This is a genomic window from Gordonia metallireducens, assembly GCF_021245825.1.
Classification (GTDB): domain Bacteria; phylum Actinomycetota; class Actinomycetes; order Mycobacteriales; family Mycobacteriaceae; genus Gordonia; species Gordonia namibiensis.
This window is the reverse complement of sequence record NZ_JAJQJP010000002.1, coordinates 355,863-374,204: the sequence shown is the minus strand read 5'-3', so window position 1 is coordinate 374,204 and position 18,342 is coordinate 355,863. Positions and strand designations below refer to the sequence as shown.

At 66.9% G+C, this 18,342-nt stretch carries 21 protein-coding genes; 8 read left to right on the top strand and 13 right to left on the bottom strand.

Going from position 1 to position 18,342, the window contains the following annotated elements; translation table 11 throughout:
- The first annotated feature begins 81 nt into the window (after window positions 1–81).
- Window positions 82–765, top strand: a complete 684-nt coding sequence (locus tag LQD00_RS01735; RefSeq protein WP_232715382.1) for a DNA alkylation repair protein — start codon at window positions 82–84, stop codon at window positions 763–765.
- A gap of 3 nt (window positions 766–768) precedes the next feature.
- On the top strand, window positions 769–1,518 hold the full coding sequence (locus LQD00_RS01730; protein WP_232715381.1) for a DUF2332 family protein: 750 nt from the start codon (window positions 769–771) through the stop codon (window positions 1,516–1,518).
- Here the strand turns inward: LQD00_RS01730 and LQD00_RS01725 are convergent.
- Window positions 1,432–2,724, bottom strand: coding sequence for an MFS transporter (locus tag LQD00_RS01725; RefSeq protein ID WP_232715380.1), 1,293 nt, complete (start codon window positions 2,722–2,724; stop codon window positions 1,432–1,434). The two genes, LQD00_RS01730 and LQD00_RS01725, sit on opposite strands and share 87 nt — an antisense overlap.
- 24 nt (window positions 2,725–2,748) lie before the next feature.
- Here LQD00_RS01725 and LQD00_RS01720 point away from each other — a divergent pair, with 24 nt between their 5' ends.
- Window positions 2,749–3,330, top strand: a complete 582-nt coding sequence (locus tag LQD00_RS01720) for a TetR/AcrR family transcriptional regulator (RefSeq protein ID WP_232715379.1) — start codon at window positions 2,749–2,751, stop codon at window positions 3,328–3,330.
- 40 nt (window positions 3,331–3,370) lie between these two features.
- Here the strand turns inward: LQD00_RS01720 and LQD00_RS01715 are convergent, their stop codons facing one another.
- The 5 genes from LQD00_RS01715 to LQD00_RS01695 all read right to left on the bottom strand — a co-directional run bounded on the left by LQD00_RS01715 (window position 3,371) and on the right by LQD00_RS01695 (window position 7,367).
- Complete coding sequence (locus LQD00_RS01715; RefSeq protein WP_232715378.1) at window positions 3,371–4,249, bottom strand: hypothetical protein; 879 nt, start codon at window positions 4,247–4,249, stop codon at window positions 3,371–3,373.
- 148 nt (window positions 4,250–4,397) lie between these two features.
- A complete protein-coding gene (gene gdhA, locus LQD00_RS01710) occupies window positions 4,398–5,756 on the bottom strand; it encodes an NADP-specific glutamate dehydrogenase (protein ID WP_232715377.1) in 1,359 nt (452 codons plus the stop codon).
- Window positions 5,757–5,819: 63 nt separating this feature from the next.
- Window positions 5,820–6,431, bottom strand: coding sequence for a hypothetical protein (locus tag LQD00_RS01705; RefSeq protein WP_232715376.1), 612 nt, complete (start codon window positions 6,429–6,431; stop codon window positions 5,820–5,822).
- Between the two features lie 48 nt (window positions 6,432–6,479).
- Complete coding sequence (locus LQD00_RS01700) at window positions 6,480–6,965, bottom strand: GreA/GreB family elongation factor (RefSeq protein WP_232715375.1); 486 nt, start codon at window positions 6,963–6,965, stop codon at window positions 6,480–6,482.
- 36 nt (window positions 6,966–7,001) lie between these two features.
- Window positions 7,002–7,367: a hypothetical protein gene (locus tag LQD00_RS01695; protein ID WP_167330262.1), complete on the bottom strand. Its 366-nt coding sequence runs from the start codon at window positions 7,365–7,367 to the stop codon at window positions 7,002–7,004.
- Window positions 7,368–7,876: 509 nt separating this feature from the next.
- On the opposite strand from LQD00_RS01695, the gene LQD00_RS01690 reads away from it, so the two are divergent.
- Window positions 7,877–8,317, top strand: a complete 441-nt coding sequence (locus LQD00_RS01690) for a hypothetical protein (protein ID WP_232715374.1) — start codon at window positions 7,877–7,879, stop codon at window positions 8,315–8,317.
- A 66-nt stretch (window positions 8,318–8,383) separates the two neighbouring features.
- On the opposite strand, the gene LQD00_RS01685 is transcribed toward LQD00_RS01690, so the two are convergent.
- Window positions 8,384–9,385: an alpha/beta hydrolase gene (locus LQD00_RS01685; RefSeq protein WP_232715373.1), complete on the bottom strand. Its 1,002-nt coding sequence runs from the start codon at window positions 9,383–9,385 to the stop codon at window positions 8,384–8,386.
- Between the two features lie 298 nt (window positions 9,386–9,683).
- Here LQD00_RS01685 and LQD00_RS01680 point away from each other — a divergent pair, with 298 nt between their 5' ends.
- Window positions 9,684–11,060, top strand: coding sequence for an NAD-dependent succinate-semialdehyde dehydrogenase (locus tag LQD00_RS01680; protein ID WP_232715372.1), 1,377 nt, complete (start codon window positions 9,684–9,686; stop codon window positions 11,058–11,060).
- Window positions 11,061–11,209: 149 nt separating this feature from the next.
- On the opposite strand, the gene LQD00_RS01675 is transcribed toward LQD00_RS01680, so the two are convergent.
- Window positions 11,210–11,683 carry a winged helix-turn-helix transcriptional regulator gene (locus LQD00_RS01675; RefSeq protein ID WP_232715371.1) on the bottom strand — a complete coding sequence of 158 codons (474 nt, stop codon included), beginning with the start codon at window positions 11,681–11,683 and terminating at the stop codon, window positions 11,210–11,212.
- Between the two features lie 120 nt (window positions 11,684–11,803).
- Between LQD00_RS01675 and LQD00_RS01670 the strand changes: the two genes are divergently transcribed.
- Window positions 11,804–12,976 (top strand): acetyl-CoA C-acyltransferase, encoded by a 1,173-nt coding sequence (locus tag LQD00_RS01670; RefSeq protein WP_232715370.1) that lies wholly within the window; start codon window positions 11,804–11,806, stop codon window positions 12,974–12,976.
- 15 nt (window positions 12,977–12,991) lie between these two features.
- Here the strand turns inward: LQD00_RS01670 and LQD00_RS01665 are convergent, their stop codons facing one another.
- Together LQD00_RS01665 and LQD00_RS01660 are read right to left on the bottom strand one after the other, a co-directional pair.
- Window positions 12,992–13,738 (bottom strand): MBL fold metallo-hydrolase, encoded by a 747-nt coding sequence (locus tag LQD00_RS01665; RefSeq protein ID WP_232715369.1) that lies wholly within the window; start codon window positions 13,736–13,738, stop codon window positions 12,992–12,994.
- A gap of 40 nt (window positions 13,739–13,778) precedes the next feature.
- Window positions 13,779–14,471 carry an SDR family NAD(P)-dependent oxidoreductase gene (locus LQD00_RS01660; protein WP_232715368.1) on the bottom strand — a complete coding sequence of 231 codons (693 nt, stop codon included), beginning with the start codon at window positions 14,469–14,471 and terminating at the stop codon, window positions 13,779–13,781.
- Between the two features lie 141 nt (window positions 14,472–14,612).
- Here LQD00_RS01660 and LQD00_RS01655 point away from each other — a divergent pair, with 141 nt between their 5' ends.
- Complete coding sequence (locus tag LQD00_RS01655; RefSeq protein ID WP_232715367.1) at window positions 14,613–15,485, top strand: helix-turn-helix domain-containing protein; 873 nt, start codon at window positions 14,613–14,615, stop codon at window positions 15,483–15,485.
- A 48-nt stretch (window positions 15,486–15,533) separates the two neighbouring features.
- Here LQD00_RS01655 and LQD00_RS01650 read toward each other — a convergent pair whose 3' ends face one another.
- Both LQD00_RS01650 and LQD00_RS01645 read right to left on the bottom strand, forming a co-directional pair.
- Window positions 15,534–16,409 (bottom strand): cytochrome c oxidase assembly protein, encoded by an 876-nt coding sequence (locus LQD00_RS01650; RefSeq protein ID WP_232715366.1) that lies wholly within the window; start codon window positions 16,407–16,409, stop codon window positions 15,534–15,536.
- Entirely contained in the window at window positions 16,337–16,891 is a 555-nt protein-coding gene (locus LQD00_RS01645; protein ID WP_232715365.1) for a DUF2243 domain-containing protein, read from the bottom strand. Before LQD00_RS01645 ends, LQD00_RS01650 begins: the two co-directional genes overlap by 73 nt.
- A gap of 208 nt (window positions 16,892–17,099) precedes the next feature.
- Here LQD00_RS01645 and LQD00_RS22695 point away from each other — a divergent pair, with 208 nt between their 5' ends.
- Window positions 17,100–17,231 carry a hypothetical protein gene (locus LQD00_RS22695; RefSeq protein WP_269784476.1) on the top strand — a complete coding sequence of 44 codons (132 nt, stop codon included), beginning with the start codon at window positions 17,100–17,102 and terminating at the stop codon, window positions 17,229–17,231.
- Window positions 17,232–17,306: 75 nt separating this feature from the next.
- Here the strand turns inward: LQD00_RS22695 and LQD00_RS01640 are convergent, their stop codons facing one another.
- Entirely contained in the window at window positions 17,307–18,185 is an 879-nt protein-coding gene (locus LQD00_RS01640) for an alpha/beta hydrolase (protein ID WP_232715364.1), read from the bottom strand.
- Window positions 18,186–18,342 lie beyond the last annotated feature (157 nt).

Sequence of the window (18,342 nt, the reverse complement as noted above, 5' to 3'; positions counted from 1 at the left end):
CGACGTGGTCCGGGAACGTGTCCGGTGGCCGGCGTCGTAGGCTGACGAACGGATCCACCGGGCGAGGGCGAGGGTGAGTTGATGACGAGCGGTGACGACCTGGACGCGACCGTCGCAGAGGTACTCGCCGAGCTGGCCGAACTCGAGGACCCGAGGATCCGTGCGGTCAACGAGAAGCACGGCGACGACCACGGGGTGAACCTGACCAAGCTGCGGGCCGTCGCCAAACGACTCAAGACCCAGCACGACCTGGCACTCGCGCTGTGGGCCACCGGCGACACCGCGGCCCGGCTGGTCGCGCTGCTCATCTGTCGACCCAAGACCTTCGACGCCGCGCAGCTCGACACGATGGTCCGCGAAGCCGCACGCCCCAAGGTGCACGACTGGCTGATCAACTACGCGGTGAAGAAGAACGGGCACAAGGAGGAGCTGCGTCTCGCGTGGATGGACGACACCGACGAGGCGGCGCTCAGCGCCGGATGGGCGCTCACGACCGAGCGGGTGGCCAAGAAGCCCGACGGTCTCGACCTGGTCGAGCTGCTCGACACCATCGAGGGCGGCATGAAGGACGCACCCGAACGCCTGAAGTGGGCAATGAACACCTGCCTTGCGACCATCGGCATCGAGCACCCCGAACACCGCACTCGCGCAATCGGAATCGGCGAGCGACTGAGGGTGTTCGAGGACTACCCGACATCGCCGGGATGCATTTCGCCGTACGCGCCGGTCTGGATCACGGAGATGGTTGCACGGCAGGAGGCCTGAGGCGTGCTCAGGCGGGCTGAGGACCACACGGGTCGGTATGCAGTGCTCTATCCCGCCATCGCGGAGGCCGCCCGGCGCCACGACGCCGAGTACATCGGCCTGATCGATGTCGGACGGCCCCTCGGACTCAATCTCAACGTCGACCGTGTGGGGATCTCCTACGGCGGCGATCAGTATCTGGGCGACGCATCGTCGCCGGTGCAGGTGGACTGCTCGGTGGTGGGCGGCGGTCGAGTACCGAGGACACCACTGCCGGAGGTCGATGAACGAATGATCCTCGACCGTGCGCCGCTCGACGCCCGAGACCCCGGCGACCGTGACCGGATCCGGCAGGCCGTCGCGGACGGGTCTGTTCTGGACGCCGAGATCGGTCTGGCGAAAGCGGCTTCGCCGGAACGCATCTCGGCAGATCCGATCACCGCGCTTCCAGAGGCGGTCACGAGTGTCCCGGATCGTGCTCTGCCCGTCGTCCTCACGACGTGGTCGCTGTCGCGGTACTCGCCGGAGAGGCGACGCCGTTTCGTCCACGCGATGGGGGAGGCCTCCGCCGCACGGAGAGTGGCCTGGGTGTCCGTGGAGGGAGTCGGTGTCGCCCCGACCATTCCGACTCTCGGGGACCGTCCGGCGTCGGGGCACAGCATCATCGGCATCACCGTCTTCGAGCCATCAGCGACACTGTTGCACTCCGACGTCGTCGGCGACGCGCTCGGTCGGTGCTGGTCCCGGGGAAAGCTGTTGTGCTGGTTCGCCTGACGGTGCACGGCCCGACCCGATCATCCCATCCGCCCCCTCGGCATCTGATCGGCGGTCTGTCCGCTCGAGAGTCGCCACTGCGATCGACATCGCCGCGATCGCCGCGGCCACCACGAATGCGACGGCGTAACTCGCGGCGGTGATGATCGCGCCGAGGGTGGTGGCACCCACGGCCTGCCCGAACATCAAAGCGATGAACAGCAGCGCGGTGCCGGCCGCGGACCGAGAGGCGTCGATGGTCGAGGTCCAGGCGATGAGTTCCGACGTCGACGAGGTGAATCCCCACCCGAACATCAGGCAACCGGCGAGCGCGACGGCCATCTGTCCCGGAGCTGCGGCGACGAGGAGGATGCCGACCGTCATCGTCGAGCCGCTGAAGATCCACGCAGACGTCGCGGTCCACTTCGCCAGCGGGATCGCGGATCCGGCCACGGCTGCGCCGCCGACCCCGATCATGATCCACGCGACGATCGTGCCGCGCTGCGACGAGCCCCCGGTGTCGACGAGGATCGCGCGGCCGTAGGTCCACATGGCGCTCGACGCCACACCCAACAGGACTGCGGCTGTCAGAGCCGTTCGGTGCCGACGGACCCAGTCGACGGACAGGGCATCTCGTTGCTCATCCCGATCGGCCGAACCGGGCCTGTCGGCCGTCAGGAGAGCGATCGTGATGAACACGGTGATCACGCCGATGACCGCCCAGGTCAGCCGCCATCCGGGAAGGAAGAGCAGGGCCAGCAGGCCGGCGCCGACGAGGCCGGGGCCGGTGCCGGAGTTGACCATCGACTGCCCCCGGTCGATACGTTCAGCGGCGAGGTTGCGCCTGACGACACTCACCATCGCCGGGGACGCCAGCCCGGCCCCCACCGAGGCGATCACGGCGGAGATGCCGAAGACGACCAGGTTCGCGGCCGCGGCCATGCCCCAGACGCCGCCGGCCGCGGTCGCCGTGGCGATGACGATCAACATGCGTGGGCACCGTCGCCCGAACAGGAAGCCGCACAGCGCGGCGAGGCAATAGACCAGGGATGACCCTGCGGAGATGTATCCCGCCCGGGCCGAGTCGAGGGCCAGGTCTGTCTGGATGTCGGGCAGGAACAGCCCGTACGCGAGTCGCACGAGCCCGTAGGTCGCCGCGATGAACGCGATCCCGGTCACCACGACCAGTCCCTCGCGCTGCAAGCCAAACGAAAACGTGCGTTTCATATTTTCGATACTAGGCTGACGACCATGCCGATGCGCAAGAGCTCAGAGGAAAAACTGCTCGACGCAGTTGACGACCTGGTGTTCTCGCGCGGGATCGAGACGACGCCGGTCGACGCCATCCTCGCGCGTGCGGGCGTGTCGGCCGCGACGCTGTACCGCGGCTACCGCAGCAAGGAGGCGCTCGTCGCCGCCTCGCTCGAACGACGCCACGCACGGTGGCGCGAGACATGGGGGAACGCGATCGCCGCCGCGCCCGACGACGAGGGCCGACTGCTCGCCATCTTCGACGCCATCGACGAGTTCGCCGCACGGCCGGACGGCGCGCGGTGGTGCGCGTTCCTCGGCACCGCGGCCGAGATGTCCGACCCGCCGGCCGAGATCGCCGAGGCAGTCAGACGAGACACTGACTACATGCGAGACACCCTGCGCGACCTCGCCGTTCGATTGCCGTGCCCGGACCCGGACCGCCTCGCCGAACAGATTCTTGTCGTCGTCACCGGCGAACTTGCGATGCGACTGCGGGACAACCCGTTACGCAAGTCGGCTCTCGGTCGGGACATCGCCGGAACGCTCGTCACGATCGCGTGCACATCTGTCACCGGTTGAGTGCCTGTCGGCGTACCGCGATTCGCGTACGGGCGTCCGATCATCGGAAGTACGAGGCGTACTTGCTGTAAGGCACCTGGCCGTTGGGGCTGGCCTTGATCGCGGCGGCCACCGGTGGCGGGATGGGGGCCCAGTAGGCGGGCATCGCGGCGGCGAGTGAGGGTTTGACGATGTAGAGGAGTGCGAAGTTCACGATCCAGAGTGGGGGAGCCATCGACATGCCGACGGTGCTGGTCACTCCGGCCTTCGTGTTCGTCACCAACTGCGCGGTTCCCGACATCTGTTGCGCGACAAACCCGAAAGGGACCTCGATGGTGTACGCCGACCGATAGAGAGCGACCAGGGTGTCGAGTGCTCCGTTGTTCCGCAGCCAGGTGCCGACGTAACCGCCGGGGGCGATCAGTGAATTGACCTGTCGCGTCGGTGCACTCGCATTCGCCGGACTCTGCAGCATGCCCTGCTTGTTCACGTACAGGCCGTAGCTGCCGACGACGGAGTCGCCGGTCATCGGGCGCCCCTTGGTGTTGGTCAGGATGAGCAGGCAGGCGTCGATGATCTTCGCGGCATCACGGCTGCCGCCGATCCCGCCGCCGGTGAGGAGCGCGCGGTATTGCTGTTCGGACAGGGCGTCTTTCGGCGACAGGCCGATGGCGGCGGCCACCCGATTGGCGGCCGCGAGACCGAGCGGTTGGTTCAATTGCGCCGGGTTGGTGAGCTTGGGTGGTGCGACGCGCTCGAAGGCCGGGGCCCCCGAGAACGGGAGATCGAAACCGGTCGGGCGCGCCGGGGCCGCAGTCGCTTTCGGGGCGATCCCGACCGTGAGAACAACCGCTGCAGCCAGTGCGAGGACCACGGCAACGGGCCCGGATCGCAGCCGCACGCCCGGGTGACGGTGACGGGGAGAGACCTCGACATGCATGTTGGACCTGCCAATCGCGCCGACCTGTGAGAGTTGGCTCAGTGAAACCCGTGGTCACCGAGGTGTCAATAGTCCGCGCGGCCGACAGCGTCGACGAAAAAGGCCGCCGGTTCGCGGGTGAGCTCGCGAGCCGGCGGCCGGTCCGGGGTCAGATCAAGCCGAGAGCCAGCATCGCGTCGGCGACCTGAGTGAAGCCCGCGATGTTCGCGCCCATCACATAGTTGCCGGGAACGCCGTACTCCTCGGCGGTGTGCAGGCAATGATCGTGAATGGAGGTCATGATCTCGGAGAGGCGCTCTTCGGTGTAACCGAAGCTCCACGAGTCGCGAGATGCGTTCTGCTGCATCTCGAGTGCGCTCGTCGCGACGCCGCCGGCGTTCGCCGCCTTACCGGGTGCGAAGCTGACGCCCGCTTCGCCGAAGATGCGCACGGCCTCGGGGGTGCAGGGCATGTTGGCGCCCTCGGCGACGATGCGGACACCGTTCTTGACGAGCTGTGCGGCGTCGGACCCGTTCAGCTCGTTCTGCGTCGCACACGGGATCGCGATGTCCGTGGGCACGTTCCACAGCGAGCCGTTGGTGACAAGCCGTGCCGAGGGCCGGGCGTTCACATAGTCACCGATGCGACCCCGCTGGACGTTCTTGATCTCCTTGAGGAGCTCCAGGTCGATGCCGGCTTCGTCGACGACGTACCCACTCGAATCCGAGCAGGCGACGACGCGGCCACCGAGTTGTTGGATCTTCTCGATGGCGAAGATGGCGACGTTGCCCGAGCCGGAGACGACGACCGTCTTGCCGTCGAGCTTGTCGTCGGCTGCGGCAAGCATGTCGCGGACGAAGAAGACCGCGCCGTACCCGGTGGCCTCGGTGCGCACCTGTGAACCGCCCCAGGCGAGTCCCTTGCCGGTCAGGACGCCGGATTCGTACCGGTTGGTGATGCGTTTGTACTGGCCGAACAGGTAACCGATCTCGCGGCCGCCCACGCCGATGTCGCCGGCGGGGACGTCGGTGTACTCACCGATGTGGCGGTAGAGCTCGGTCATGAAGGACTGGCAGAACCGCATGATCTCGAGATCCGACTTGCCCTTGGGGTCGAAGTCGGAACCGCCCTTGCCGCCACCGATCGGCAGCCCGGTCAGTGCGTTCTTGAAGATCTGCTCGAAGCCGAGGAACTTGACCACGCCGAGGTAGACGCTGGGGTGGAAGCGCAAGCCGCCCTTGTACGGGCCGAGTGCCGAGTTGAACTCGACGCGGAATCCTCGGTTGATCTGTACCTGGTTCTGATCGTCGATCCACGGCACGCGGAAGATGATCTGCCGCTCGGGTTCGGTCAGACGCTTGATGATGCCAGCATCGGCGTAGTGCGGGTGCTTGGCCAGGACGGGTCCGAGGCTGTCGAAGACCTCACGAACGGCCTGGTGGAACTCGGCCTCTCCGGGGTTGCGCGCAACCACCTGTTCGTACAGATCGCTGATCTTCTCGTCGAGCACGGCCACGGCGGCCACCACTTCCTTGTTCGATTCGTGCGGAACGGCGGTGCCCTCCGAATCGGGTCACCGCCACCCCGCAGCCTATCGAGTGACAGGAAACATGTGTGAATCCGTTCGACGCCGCGCCCAGGCGACGATCGCCGTGATATCCCTGGCGGAACGCTCCGATGTGCTCATCACGAGATAGAAAGTCGAGGTCAGGGCGTTTCCGTTGACGGCTGCCTCGTAAGCGGCGGCGCGTGCGACGTGTCGGGCACGTTCTCGTGCGATCTCGGTCTCATCGGGTGTCGATAATTCGGCGATCACCAGCAAGCCGAGCCGGCGGGCGTTCGACGCGGCGATCGACACCGCGTCTATCAGTTCGTCCTCCTGTTGTCGTTCGAGTCGACGGCCCCGCCAGTCCCACCACCTGCGCCGCGGCCGTGGTGCGCGGCCCAGCACGGCGATACACGACTTCGCCCCGGCCGACATGCGTCGCTCCGGAACGGTGTCGCGGGTGTCGGCGCGGACCCGCGGGCCACCGGACCCGGGGTCCACGATCTCGATGTTCAGCCCTCGGTCGCGGAGGGTTCGGCACAGCCTGGTGGTCAGCGCGCCCGGTCGGCCGATGACGACCACCTCGGCTGTCGCCGTCGGGTTACGAGCCGGCGGTCGGCTCGTCGGGACCTCGGCCGACCCCACGACGGTTCTCACCGGGGCACCGCCGGACGACCGCGACCCCGGATGCACCGCCACGTCGCGTCAGAGAAGCTCGATCCGGTGGTCTTTCACCGCGACCGTGCTCTCCTGCCCGTTCGGCAGCTGGTAGGTCCGGACATCGCCGACGTCGGCACCCAGCACCGCGCGGCCGAGCGGCGAGTCGGGCGAACACACGTCCATACCCACCAGGGCGTACTGCTCCGGAGCTCCCACCAGAAAGGTGGTGACGTCGGCTGGATCGTGATCGAACACAACGGTGACGACCGAACCGACCTGGACGGTGCCGTCTGCTGACGGTTCGGCATCTGCCGTGGACAACGCGGCGTACAGCTGCGCCAGACGCCGGTCGAGCGATTCGAGACGCTCCAGGGCGCGATGGTAGGCGTCGTTGTTGTCCAGATCGCCGGCGGCGCGATGGTCGAGGACCTCGGCGCTGACGACGGCTCGATCGCGAATCTCGGCGGCCAGCTGACGCTCGAGCAGATCTCGGGTCAGCGGCGTTGTCGGGACAGGTGCTGCGGTGGTCATCGTTGCTTCCTCTGCTTCGGTGGCGAGACGCCGGCGTCAGGACGTCGCGATCAGGGACCTTGCGCGGAGCTCGAGCATCGGGTGGCGAGCCGCGATCTCCGCGCGTGAGATGTGGTCCGGGTCGGTGCTGAGGGTGAGAATCCAGGGCACCGACTCAGCCGCTCCGCCCGGCGGCGAATCGACTCCCGAATCCGAGTCCCAGGGGTCGAGCTCGAGGTCGGCGAGAATGTCCCGCGACAGGCTCTCCAGCTTCGACTCCGTCAGCCGGCCCGAAGGATCTGCGAAGGCGAAGCAGATGTCCTTGCCCACCGGCACTCCGAAGTCGTCGACGTCGTTTTCCCGATGCCACTGCCGACGCAGGAGTCGGGAGTCGGAATCCTCGACGACAAGCGAATACTTCACCGTTTTCGGAAAAGCGTTGAATGCGCGTGAAGACGCTTGATCGAGAAACTTCCTCACCCGACTCTTCGATGCGCAGACCCGGATACGACACTCCATGACAACCGCTTGCACGGCGACTCTTCCTTCCACTGAAAACCGGCCGGTCGGGCCGGTGACACGGACTCTAGCCGAAAAAAATATAAAAGCCAGTCGGCTTCCTAGCCGGGCCTGCTCCGCCGCGAAAGGAACTGTGGTGCAAGTTATTAAGAGACGAACGATGCTCCCTGAGGTGTGCGGAGCCGTAGAGACGGGCCGCGATGGGCGGCGGCTGGACTTTTATTTTTTCTGGGCTATGGTCACGGAGGTGAGTGGGTCTCCAACCTCACTTCATCATTCATGTCAGCGAGGAATCATGGCAGAAAAGAATTCCAGTTCGAAAAAACGCCGCCAAGAATTGAAATTGCGGCGCGAGAAGAAGCGTGCAAGCGAAGACAGCTCGATCATCAGAAAACGGAAGAATGTGGGATGACGTGGAACAGAACACGCATCTCGCAGAGGTTCTCACCTATCTCCACGACCGTTTCTCGACGCTGGCCGCGGTCGAGCGGCCGCAGTCCGAGCTGCTTCGGGGATTCCGGGCGGGCATGACATTCGCTCGCGTCTGCGTCCTCGACGAGATCACGACCGAGTCTCTCCGTCCCGACGCGTTCGTCGGCGCAGCTGTGCTCTCAGGGGGTCTGCGCCGGGACTTCGACATCATCCAGGGACTCCTGGATCGACTCGAGCGGGAGGGTCGATGGGCCGCCGACGCCGACGACAGTGAGTTCCGGGTCGGTCACCACGCCGCGTTGGGAATCGCCCGCCATCACCTCGAGGTGGCTCGCCGGACACTCGACCTCCGGCAAGCACCGGCCGGAGTGCATCGGCCGGTCCGCAGCCGATCCCGCCGGGCTGCTCTCACCGCCGGTTAGTCACACCCTGTGCGTGGGACCGGGCGCGACGAGCCCGGTCCCACGCACAGCTCTGGGCAGACCCTGTCAGCGTGGAACGCCGAGTCCCTTGGCGATGGTCGGCCACGCGCGGTGGAGGTCCTCGTTCCAGTAGCCCCAGGAGTGCAGGCCGGATCTGAAGTCGTAGGTGACCTTGACGCCCGCGGCATCAGCGCGGCGCTTGAAACTCTGCGTGCACTGGAGGACCACACCTTCGAGGACACCTCCCACCGGGGAGGCGAGGCCGGCGATTCCCAGCGACGGATCGGGCAGTCCATTGCCGACGGCGACGTAGACCGGCTTGCCCTTCAGCACGTTCACGTGAGCGGCCGGATTGTGGTCGTCCCACGTCGAGTGGCCCACCGGGCCCCACATGTTGTCGGGGTTGCCGCCTCGGGTCGACACCGACGCGGCAGTGGCCTGACGGTACTCGGGTGAACCCTGGTCGAGGCAGCCGCTGAACGCCGCAACACCGCGATAGAGGTCGGGATGGCGGACGGCGATCGACATCGCGCCCAGCGCGCCCATCGACAGTCCGCCGATGACATTCCGGCCGTTCCCGTTGAAGCGTTTGTCGATCAGCGGGGGCAGTTCCTTGGTCAGGAACGTCTCCCATTTGTTCCGTCCCAGAACAGGATCCGGCCTCTGCCAGTCGGTGTAGTAAGCGGCCATCCCGCCGATCGGCATGACCACGTTGACCGGCTTGTCCGCCACGAACTTCACGATGTCGGTCTGGAACGTCCAGCCGCTCTGCGTGTAGTTGGTGTAGATGCCGCCGTCGATCCCGTCGAGGAGGTACAGAGTCGGGCGGGGTTTCTCACGGTCTCGGGGGAGTAGCACGCTGACACGAACGGGTCGCTCCATCGCGGCCGAATAGACCGTCACGGTCGAACGCGTCGGCGTCGTCGGTGACACGGACAGCACGCGCGACACCTCACGACTCGACCTGTCGCTCGGCGCCGCGGCGACCGACCCCCCGACGGCCAGACTTCCGGTCACGGCGACGGTACCCGCGCATGCGAGTACGACGGCTCTCTGCCAGATCGACATTTCTCCCCCTACTGCTTTCCGACGGTGCGCCCCCACGCTCCGCGTCGGCGATATCCGCTCAATCATGTACTAGACGCCGCCGACCCGCCGAGGTTTGGGGAGAGTGTCTGCGCGTCCGCCACCTGCGTTTCACCGAATTTGGTCCGAACGGAGGAGCGCGGCGTGGCGAGCGGGCCCGCGGTGCTCGTGTTTGCGCCGAGATCGCGCGGGTACCCGTTCGAGACTCGGGCTGCGCCCCATCGCGTGGGCCCATCAACGCAGCCGACCAGAACCACCGACATCGGAAGGACGGTTCTCTGTGAGCACCTACGTCACCGCGAATCCCACCACAGGCGTCACGGATCGCGAGTTCCCCGGACTCGCCGACAACGAGATCGACGGACTCGCGGCACGGTCGCTCGAAGCCTTCGAGAGCTGGCGACGCACCGACGTCGCGCAGCGTGCGGCCATCCTGTCCCGGACCGCGGACCTGTACGAGAAGCGCGCCGACGAACTGGCGTCGACGATCACGACCGAGATGGGCAAGCCGGCCAAGGAGGCGGCAGGTGAGGTGCAACTCGCCGCCGACATCTACCGCTGGTACGCCGAACACGGCCCAGACCTCCTGGTCAGCGAGGAACTGGATCCCCAGGGCGCCGAGTCGTCGATCGTCCAGACGGCGCCGATCGGACCGCTGGTCGGTGTGATGCCGTGGAACTACCCGTACTACCAGGTGGCCCGATTCGCTGCTCCGAACCTGCTGGCCGGTAACACCGTCATCCTCAAGCATGCGTCGATCTGCGCGGCATCGTCGGCGTTGATGGCCGAGATCCTGCACGATGCCGGTGCACCCGACGACGTGTATGCGAACGTGTACGCGAGCAGTGACCAGGTCGCAGAGCTCCTGGCCCATCCCGCCATCCGCGGGGTGTCGCTGACCGGTAGCGAGGGCGCCGGCGCAGCCGTGGCCAAGGTCGCCGCCGAGAACCTCAAGAAGTCGGTCCTCGAGCTGGGCGGCTCGGACCCGTTCATCCTGCTCGACTCCGCCGACATGGACCGAACCACCACTATCGCTGCGCGGGCCCGCCTGTCGAATGCGGGACAGGCCTGCAACTCGCCCAAGCGGTTCATCGTGCTCGAGGAGCTCTACGACGACTTCGTGCACGGGCTCGTCGAGAAGTTCGAGGCGACGAAGGTGGGGGATCCGGGTGACTCGTCCACGCGTATGGGACCACTGTCGTCGATCTCGGCACGCGACACCGTCGCCGACCAGGTCAAGACCGCGGTCGACCAGGGTGCGACGCTACGGACCGGTGGCGCTGCGATCGATCGCGACGGCGCTTTCTTCCAGCCGACCGTGCTGACCGACATCACGCCGGACATGGACGCCTATTCCGAGGAGATCTTCGGACCGGTGGCCATGGTCTACAAGGTGTCGTCAGCGGACGAGGCCGTTGCGTTGGCCAATGACGTGGAGTTCGGTCTCAGTGGGTCGGTGTGGAGCACCGACACCGCGAAGGCCGAGGAGGTCGCCGACCGGCTCGAGGTGGGCATGGCCTACGTGAACGAGCACGGCACCACGCTGCCGGGCCTGCCGTTCGGCGGCGTCAAGCGTTCGGGTTACGGCCGTGAACTCGGACGCTGGGGCCTGGGCGAATTCGTCAACACCAAGCTGCGGCGCACGGCAGCGAAGTAGGTCACCGGGACTCGCGGAAGTTTGGACAAGACCGGGGGTTCCTGTAAGCGCCCCGGCCTCTGGTTCAACAAGCGGGTTACAGCACCGCGTGAACGTGAGCCCGAGACTATCAGGTGGATTCGTCTTGCGACGAATCCGTGGTCGGGCGCTCACCGCACCGAGCGGTTGACCCTCACCTCGACATCCTCGGGGTCGAGGGTCTTCTGCTCGCCCGTCACCACCCCGACGCGAACCGGACTGTGGGACGCGTCGGTGACCGTGAGCGGAGCGCCGTCGGGCTGGAGGTGGTCGTTGCCCCACTGCCAGAGCGACATGACAACCGGGAAGAGATCCCGGCCCATGTCGGTGAGCAGATATTCGTAACGGACTCGCTGACCAGGCTCCTGATACGGGACCTTCGTGAAGACACCCGCCTCGGTGAGCTCTTTCAACCGCGCCGACGCGACCGCATCGGTGATGCCGACCCGGCGGGCGAACTGGTCGAAGCGGGTCGCGCCGTAGAACGCCTCACGCAGGATCAGGATCGCCGATCGGGTACCGACCAGCTCGACCGCCTTGGCGATCGAGCAGTGCGTCGCCTCCCACCGGTCACGTTCCGCGAGCGGTCCCACCAACTTCATCATGTGATCCATCCTACCCTGACTTGACACGACCATAGTCAGGGCGTAGATCTCTGACTATGGCAGACAAAAGTCAGCCACCTTCGGATCGTCGGCGACGATCCGCCTAGATGGAGGTCAAACATGGCAACTGCAGTCATCGTGGACGCGGTACGCACTCCGATCGGGAAGGGGAAGCCCTCGGGTGGGTTGCACGACGTCCATCCGGTCGACCTTCTCGCGCACAGTCTCCGGGCGATCGTCGACCGCACGGGCATCGATCCGGCGGAGATCGACGACGTCATCACCGGAGTCGTCAGTCAGGTGGGCGAGCAGAGCTTCAACATCGCACGACGCGCACTGCTGGCGGCGGGCTATCCGGAGTCGGTGCCCGGTGTGTCGATCGACCGCCAGTGCGGCAGCGGACAGCAGGCGATCGCGTTCGCGGCCCAGGGAGTCATCGCGGGCACCTACGACGTGGTCGTGGCCGCGGGAGTCGAATCGATGTCTCGGGTTCCGATGGGCTCGGCCGCGGTGGGTGCGTCGGACCTGAACGGTGTCGCGTTCGACGAGCGCTACCCGGATGGACTTGTCGGGCAGGGCATCTCCGCCGAACTGATCGCCGCGCGATGGGGCATCTCCCGGACGGCGATCGACGAGTTCTCCCTGCGCTCACACGAACTGGCGGCGCAGGCGACCAAGAACGGGTTGTTCGACGCCGAGCTCGCACCGATCGCCGGTTTGACCGCGGACGAGGGGATTCGGGTGGGCAGCACCCTCGAGAGTCTGGGTGGCCTCCGACCCGCATACCACGACGAGGCGATCGAGCAGCGGTTCCCCGAGATCGACTGGAAGATCACCGCCGCCAGTGCCAGCCAGATCAGCGACGGGTCGGCGGCCGTCCTCGTCATGAGCGAGGAGAAGGCGGCGGAGCTGGGGCTGCGCCCGCGGGCGCGGGTCCACACGATCGCGGTGGCCGGCGATGATCCGCTCCTGATGCTCACCGCAATCATCCCGGCGACCCGGAAGGTGCTCGCGCGCAGCGGACTCGACCTGGCCGACATCGACCTGTTCGAGGTCAACGAGGCCTTCGCGCCGGTCGTACTGGCCTGGGTCCAGGAGCTCGGCGTCGACCTGGAGAAGGTGAACGTCAACGGCGGGGCGATCGCCCTCGGTCACCCGCTGGGAGCCAGCGGAGCCCGTCTGGCCACCACCGGCCTGAACGCGCTCGAGCAACGGGGTGGGCGTTACCTGCTCCAGACGATGTGTGAGGCAGGCGGTCTCGCGAACGCGACGATCTACGAACGTCTCGACTGAGCGGCCCGTCCGGTGTCAGCTGTCGGTGTGGCGTGCGCGCTCCACGGCCGCCGCCGCACCGTGGTGCCACGGGACGCCGTGCCCGGGCAGGACGGACTTCGCGCCGGTGCTCGCCAGGGCGTCGAGCGACGCCCTGTTCCGCTCCAGATCGGCGGTCGCGGACCCGTCGATCAACCGGGGCCCGTGTGCCCCGGTGTAGGGGTCGAGGGTGACCAGTGCGTCGCCGGCGATCACCGCGTCGCGGTCGGGGAAGTGCAGGGAGACGTGGCCGAAGGTGTGTCCGGGGGTCGGCACCACCGTGGCCTTCCCTGGGAGCTCGGCGGCGTCGTCGAAGGTGGTCACTTGGGCCTCGTCGATTCCGCGGACCTGGAAGGCTCCGGCAAAGGCCATGCGGCCGAGCAGTTTCCACGACGGCGGGTTGCGCAGCGGAACCCCGAATCGGGTGGCGTTCTGGTGCGCGTATCGATAGGGATGAGCGGCGAGCCACGCGTCGTCGCGATGGATGCGCACCGGTATGCGCCAGTGTTTGGCCAGGCGCCGTGCGGTGCCCACGTGATCGAAGTGCCCATGGGTGATGATCAGCGCGGACACCGCGTCGACATCGCGACCCAACTGATGGATCGCGTCGAGCAGCGGGCCGTACGACCGGGGCAGTCCGGCGTCGACGATCACGAGTCGGTCGCCGTCCTCGACCAGGTACTGGTTGGTGTACGCGTGTTCGAGGCGATGGATTCCGGGTGCGACATCGCGTTGGAAGGCCATGTCCCAGCGTAACCCCGCCGAGGGGGTCCCAAACCCGCCTTCACCAGGGGAGGATTCCGTTCTCGTCCTGCAGGGTTCCGGTCGGCCCGTCGGGGTCGATCGTCGCCAGGCGCACGACAGTACGCGCACTGTCCTCGGCGGGCCGTCCGCCGGTCATCCCGGTCGAGGCCGTCATGTCGGTCGCGGTGAAGCCGGGTTCGACCGCGTTGAACTTGATCGCCGGTTCGGCCTTCGAATACTGGAGCGTGAGCATCGTCGCCGCGGATTTCGACGCGGCGTACAGCGTCGCGGTCAAACCGTACTCGGGACGGTCGGGGTTCGTCACGGCCCAGAACGATCCGGCACTGCTGGACACCGTGACGACCCGTGGATGATCGGATTCGCGGAGCAGTGGAAGTGCCGCCTCGGTGACCCGGACGATGCCCGCGGCGTTGGTGTCGAAGACCCTCGCAGCGGTCGGACCGTCGACGATCCAATCGCCGGAGATCCCGGCGTTGTGCACCAGTACGTCGAGGCGTCCCTCCAGAGCGTCGATCCGGGCGAGCGCGGCGGCGACCGACGAATCGTCGGTGACATCGAGTTGCACGAACCGCGCACCGGCTTCGGCGGCGGCCTTCTCGCCCCGCTCGGCGTCGCGCGCGCCGATGTAGACGGTGTGCCCGAGCCGGGTCAGCCGGCGGGCTGTCTCGAAACCGATTCCCTTGTTGGCCCCGGTGATGAGAGTGACTGTCATGAGTGGATCCCTTCCGTCTGGCCCGAGGTGGGCCGTGTCGTCGACGCTATGGATGCGTCGCGCGATCCGGCAGTGCTCCGGTTGTCCCAGGGTGTGGCAGGACCCCCTCTCATCCGCGCGGCTCGACCTAGGCTGAATGACATGACCAACCGGCCCAACACGCTCGGCGAGTATCTGAAGGCGCGCCGCGGGCTCGTGGCCCCGGAACAGGCGGGCATCCCGGAGGTCGGGGTGCGACGCGTGCCGGGCCTGCGGCGCGAGGAGGTCGCGATGCTCGCGGGGATCAGCGCGGACTATTACCTGCGCCTGGAGCGCGGCCGCGACCGGAACCCGTCGACGCAGGTCCTCGAGTCGCTGGCGCGGGTCCTTCAGCTCAACGACGACCACGTCGCCTATCTGTTGTCGTTGGTGGGTGACCAACCCCGACGACCCCGCCGACGTATTCGCAAAGAGGTTGTGCCGGTGGGTGTTCAGAAACTGGTGGAGAGCCTCGGTCAGCCTGCGTACGTCGAGGGCCGCTACTTCGACATCCTGGTCGCCAACGCCTCGGCGACGGCGCTGTCACCGCGGTTCGCGGTGGGGCGGAACCAACTTCGGGACATGTTCCTGGAACCCGCTGATCAAGCCCTGTACCCGGACTGGCGGAACTCGACGCGATGCTTGATCGGCAACCTGCGTCGAGCGGTCGGCACCGACGTCGACGACCCGCGGTTCGTCGAGCTGGTGGGCGAGTTGTCCCTTGCGAGTCCGTGGTTCCGCGAACTCTGGGCAAGGCACGACGTCAAGGCACAGTTCGGCGCCCCGATGCAGTTCGATCATCCGACGGTCGGGGAGATGACGCTGTACCGGGAGCGGATGAGCATCGACGGGACACCGGGGCTCGAACTCGTCGTCTTCCATCCGGAACCGGGTAGCGCGGACGCCGAGAAGCTGGCTCTGCTGTCGTCGGCGGTTTTGCCGGTGTCGAGTCGAGAATCGAAGGTGGACCGACCAGATCGCTCAGATCTCACATAGAGGGGTGGGGGCAATCTTGTCCGGCCGGCGCCACAAACTGCTTCGAGATCATCCGGGGACGGCCTGCGTCGCTGGGCGGCCCCGGTTCTCGGCCGTCCCGCGATGGTCCGGCCGCCACGTGAGGAGGAGCGCCAAGGCCAGCAGGATCTCGGCGATGTCGCCCCAGTAGTACATGAGCGTGCCGCCGGTTCGGAGCTCATCCGGCGGAGCGTCGACGGCGACGAACAGGCCGGCATAGATCAGTTGCGCGACGACGGCGTGCCCGAGAACCGCGATACCGAGCACCACGATCCGCATCCGCACCGATGGGCGGTCCGGACCCGGGTCGGGGCCGGCGATCATCCAGGCGAACAGATAACCGGAGATGAAGAAGTGCGCGTGGATCGCTGCATGCACCGCGGCATGCTCGTCGGCGATGGCGAACAGTGGCGTGAAGTAGAGCGCAACCAATCCGCCGATGACCGCGGTGAGCAGGAATGCGGGGTGCGTGAAGATACGGGCCGGCCGGGATCTGAGCAGATGCACCAGCGGCCGGGTCGTCGATGGTGGCGCGGTCCGTAGGAGCAACGTCATGGGTGCGCCCAGGACGAGGCCCGGCGGCGCGAACATGCCGAGCAGGAGGTGGCCGATCATGTGGTCCGGAAATGATCCGGATGTGCTGGGCCGCAACGCGAATCCCAGCAGGATCAGCCCGAGCAGGAAGCTGACGGTGCGCCAGTGGTTCCATCCGCGGGGCTCCCCATGGCATCGGCGTGCGGCGACGAGGTAGACCGCTGCGGCCAGGACGAGGACCGCCATCGCCGCCAGGGCACCGGCGGACACCGCGCCTGGTTCTGCCTGGTGGGCGACGTTCACGACGACGTCGAGGTGTGCTGCTTCGCCGCCGGCGTCGCAAGTGGTGCGGCAGATCGCTGAAGTGCCCATCCGGCCAGCACGAGGACCGCGCCCAGGATCAGAAAGCCGACGTCCCACAGGGTTTGGTTGTCACCGGTGCGGACGTGGTGGATACCGAGGATGTGGTGATCGACGACCCCTTCGACGAGGTTGAACAGACCCCACCCGACGAGAACCCAACCCCATAGTGCGCGAGAGGCCCACAACCGTTGCCGGGATCGGGTGACGCGCGAATACAGCAGCGCGAGCCCGACGAGTACGGCGAGCCAGGTGAAGGTGTGAAACAGTCCGTCCCAGAGGGTGTTGATCTCGAGACCGTGCACGGTGTCGGCAGGGTAGTGGTCGAGCCCGATGCGGTCGCTGTCGGTGCTCGTCAGCATGTGATGCCACTGCAGAATCTGATGGAGAAGGATTCCGTCGATGAACCCGCCCAACCCGACGCCGAGAACCACCCCCGGTAGGGCGAAGGACGGCGCCGAGACCCGACCTGACCGTGTTTCGCTGCTGTTCACCGTTGGCCTCCCACAGAAGTTTGTGTGCGGAGTCGGATACCCCGGGCGCGAACGGCGTCAAACGCGTACCCACTCGCCTCGACCCTCGGCAGGGCTCGCCGTTGCCGGTAGGCGTTGCCCCGCGGGGCGACGTGCTCGTCACACCTGCGAATCGCCGCCGTCGACGAACAGTTCGCTACCGGTGATGGAACGCGCCTGAGGGGTCTTCGTGGCGGTCACCCGAGGTATGGAGATCCTGGCGAACGGCCGGGTGGACCGAACGGAGCTGACGGCGATCGCGGTGACCTCGCTCGCTGCGCTGCCGGTGACCGGCGACGGCAGCGACCCCGCTGGCGATTAGCCGACGTGTCGGTTGTGCCCGCGCGTTCGAGCGGACCGCGTGTTCGCCCGTCGGCTGAGGTGAGGAGCGTGTCCGTCACTCGTTGCGGAGCTTCGCGAGTTCGGTGGTGGCCACGACGGTGAGCCGGTCGAGAATCTGCTGGTAGGCGGGGGACTGGCGGTGGACCAGTGAGGTGTGCGTTTCACCGTCCACCAGATTCAACTCCGCTCTGCCGCCGGCCGCGTGGACTGCGGCGGTGTAGTGCCGGGAGTTGTTCGGGTGCACGTCGTCGTCGGCGAGACCGTGGAAGAGGATGACGGGCAGATCGGGGTCGAGGTTCTGGATCGGGTCCACCGACGCGTATCGCTCGGGTACCTGATCGGGTGTGCCGCCGAGGATCTGCTTGATGACCCGGCCGTTGCCGTGGTTCACGGCGTAGCGCATGTCCAGTGGGCCGGAGATGGACACCACGCGGGACGGGACGAAAGCCGGACGCGAGCCCACTTCGTCGTCGTCGAGTCGGTGCCGGGTGCCGCCCCAGACGGCCAGTTGTGCTCCGGCGCTGTGGCCGATCACCAGTTCGTCGTCGATGCTGAGTTCCGGATGTGCCTCGGCCATCGTGGGTACGTGGTCGAGTGCGCGGGCGACGTCGTGGAAGGTCGTCGGCCATCCGCCGCCGGTGCCGACCCGGCGATACTCGAGGTTGTAGACGGCGAGTCCGCGGACGGCCAGGTCACGCGCCATGTCGTCGAATTGTTCTGCGCCGGCGCGGCTTTCCCAGCCGCCGCCGTGGATGATGGTGACCAGTGGAACGGACCCGTCCTCGTGGTCGCCGGCCGGTAGATAGAGGTTGGCCCAGTTCTCGGCAGCGTCGGCGTCGGCGGGGTCGAGATACTCGATCCGTTCGATGCGGAGTCCATCAGAGGACTCGGGGACGGGCGGAGCCGCCGTCGGAGTCTGAGTTGTCGTGGCCACCGCGGACGACTGTGGGGCCGGCTTCTCGGACCCGGCAGAGCACCCGACGGTTCCGACGGCGAGGACAGCCGCAGTGGCGGTTGCGATCAAGTGACTTACGCGCACGACGAATTGAACCACGGCAGCGGCGGTTTCGGGGTGAGCAAATCGTGACCGG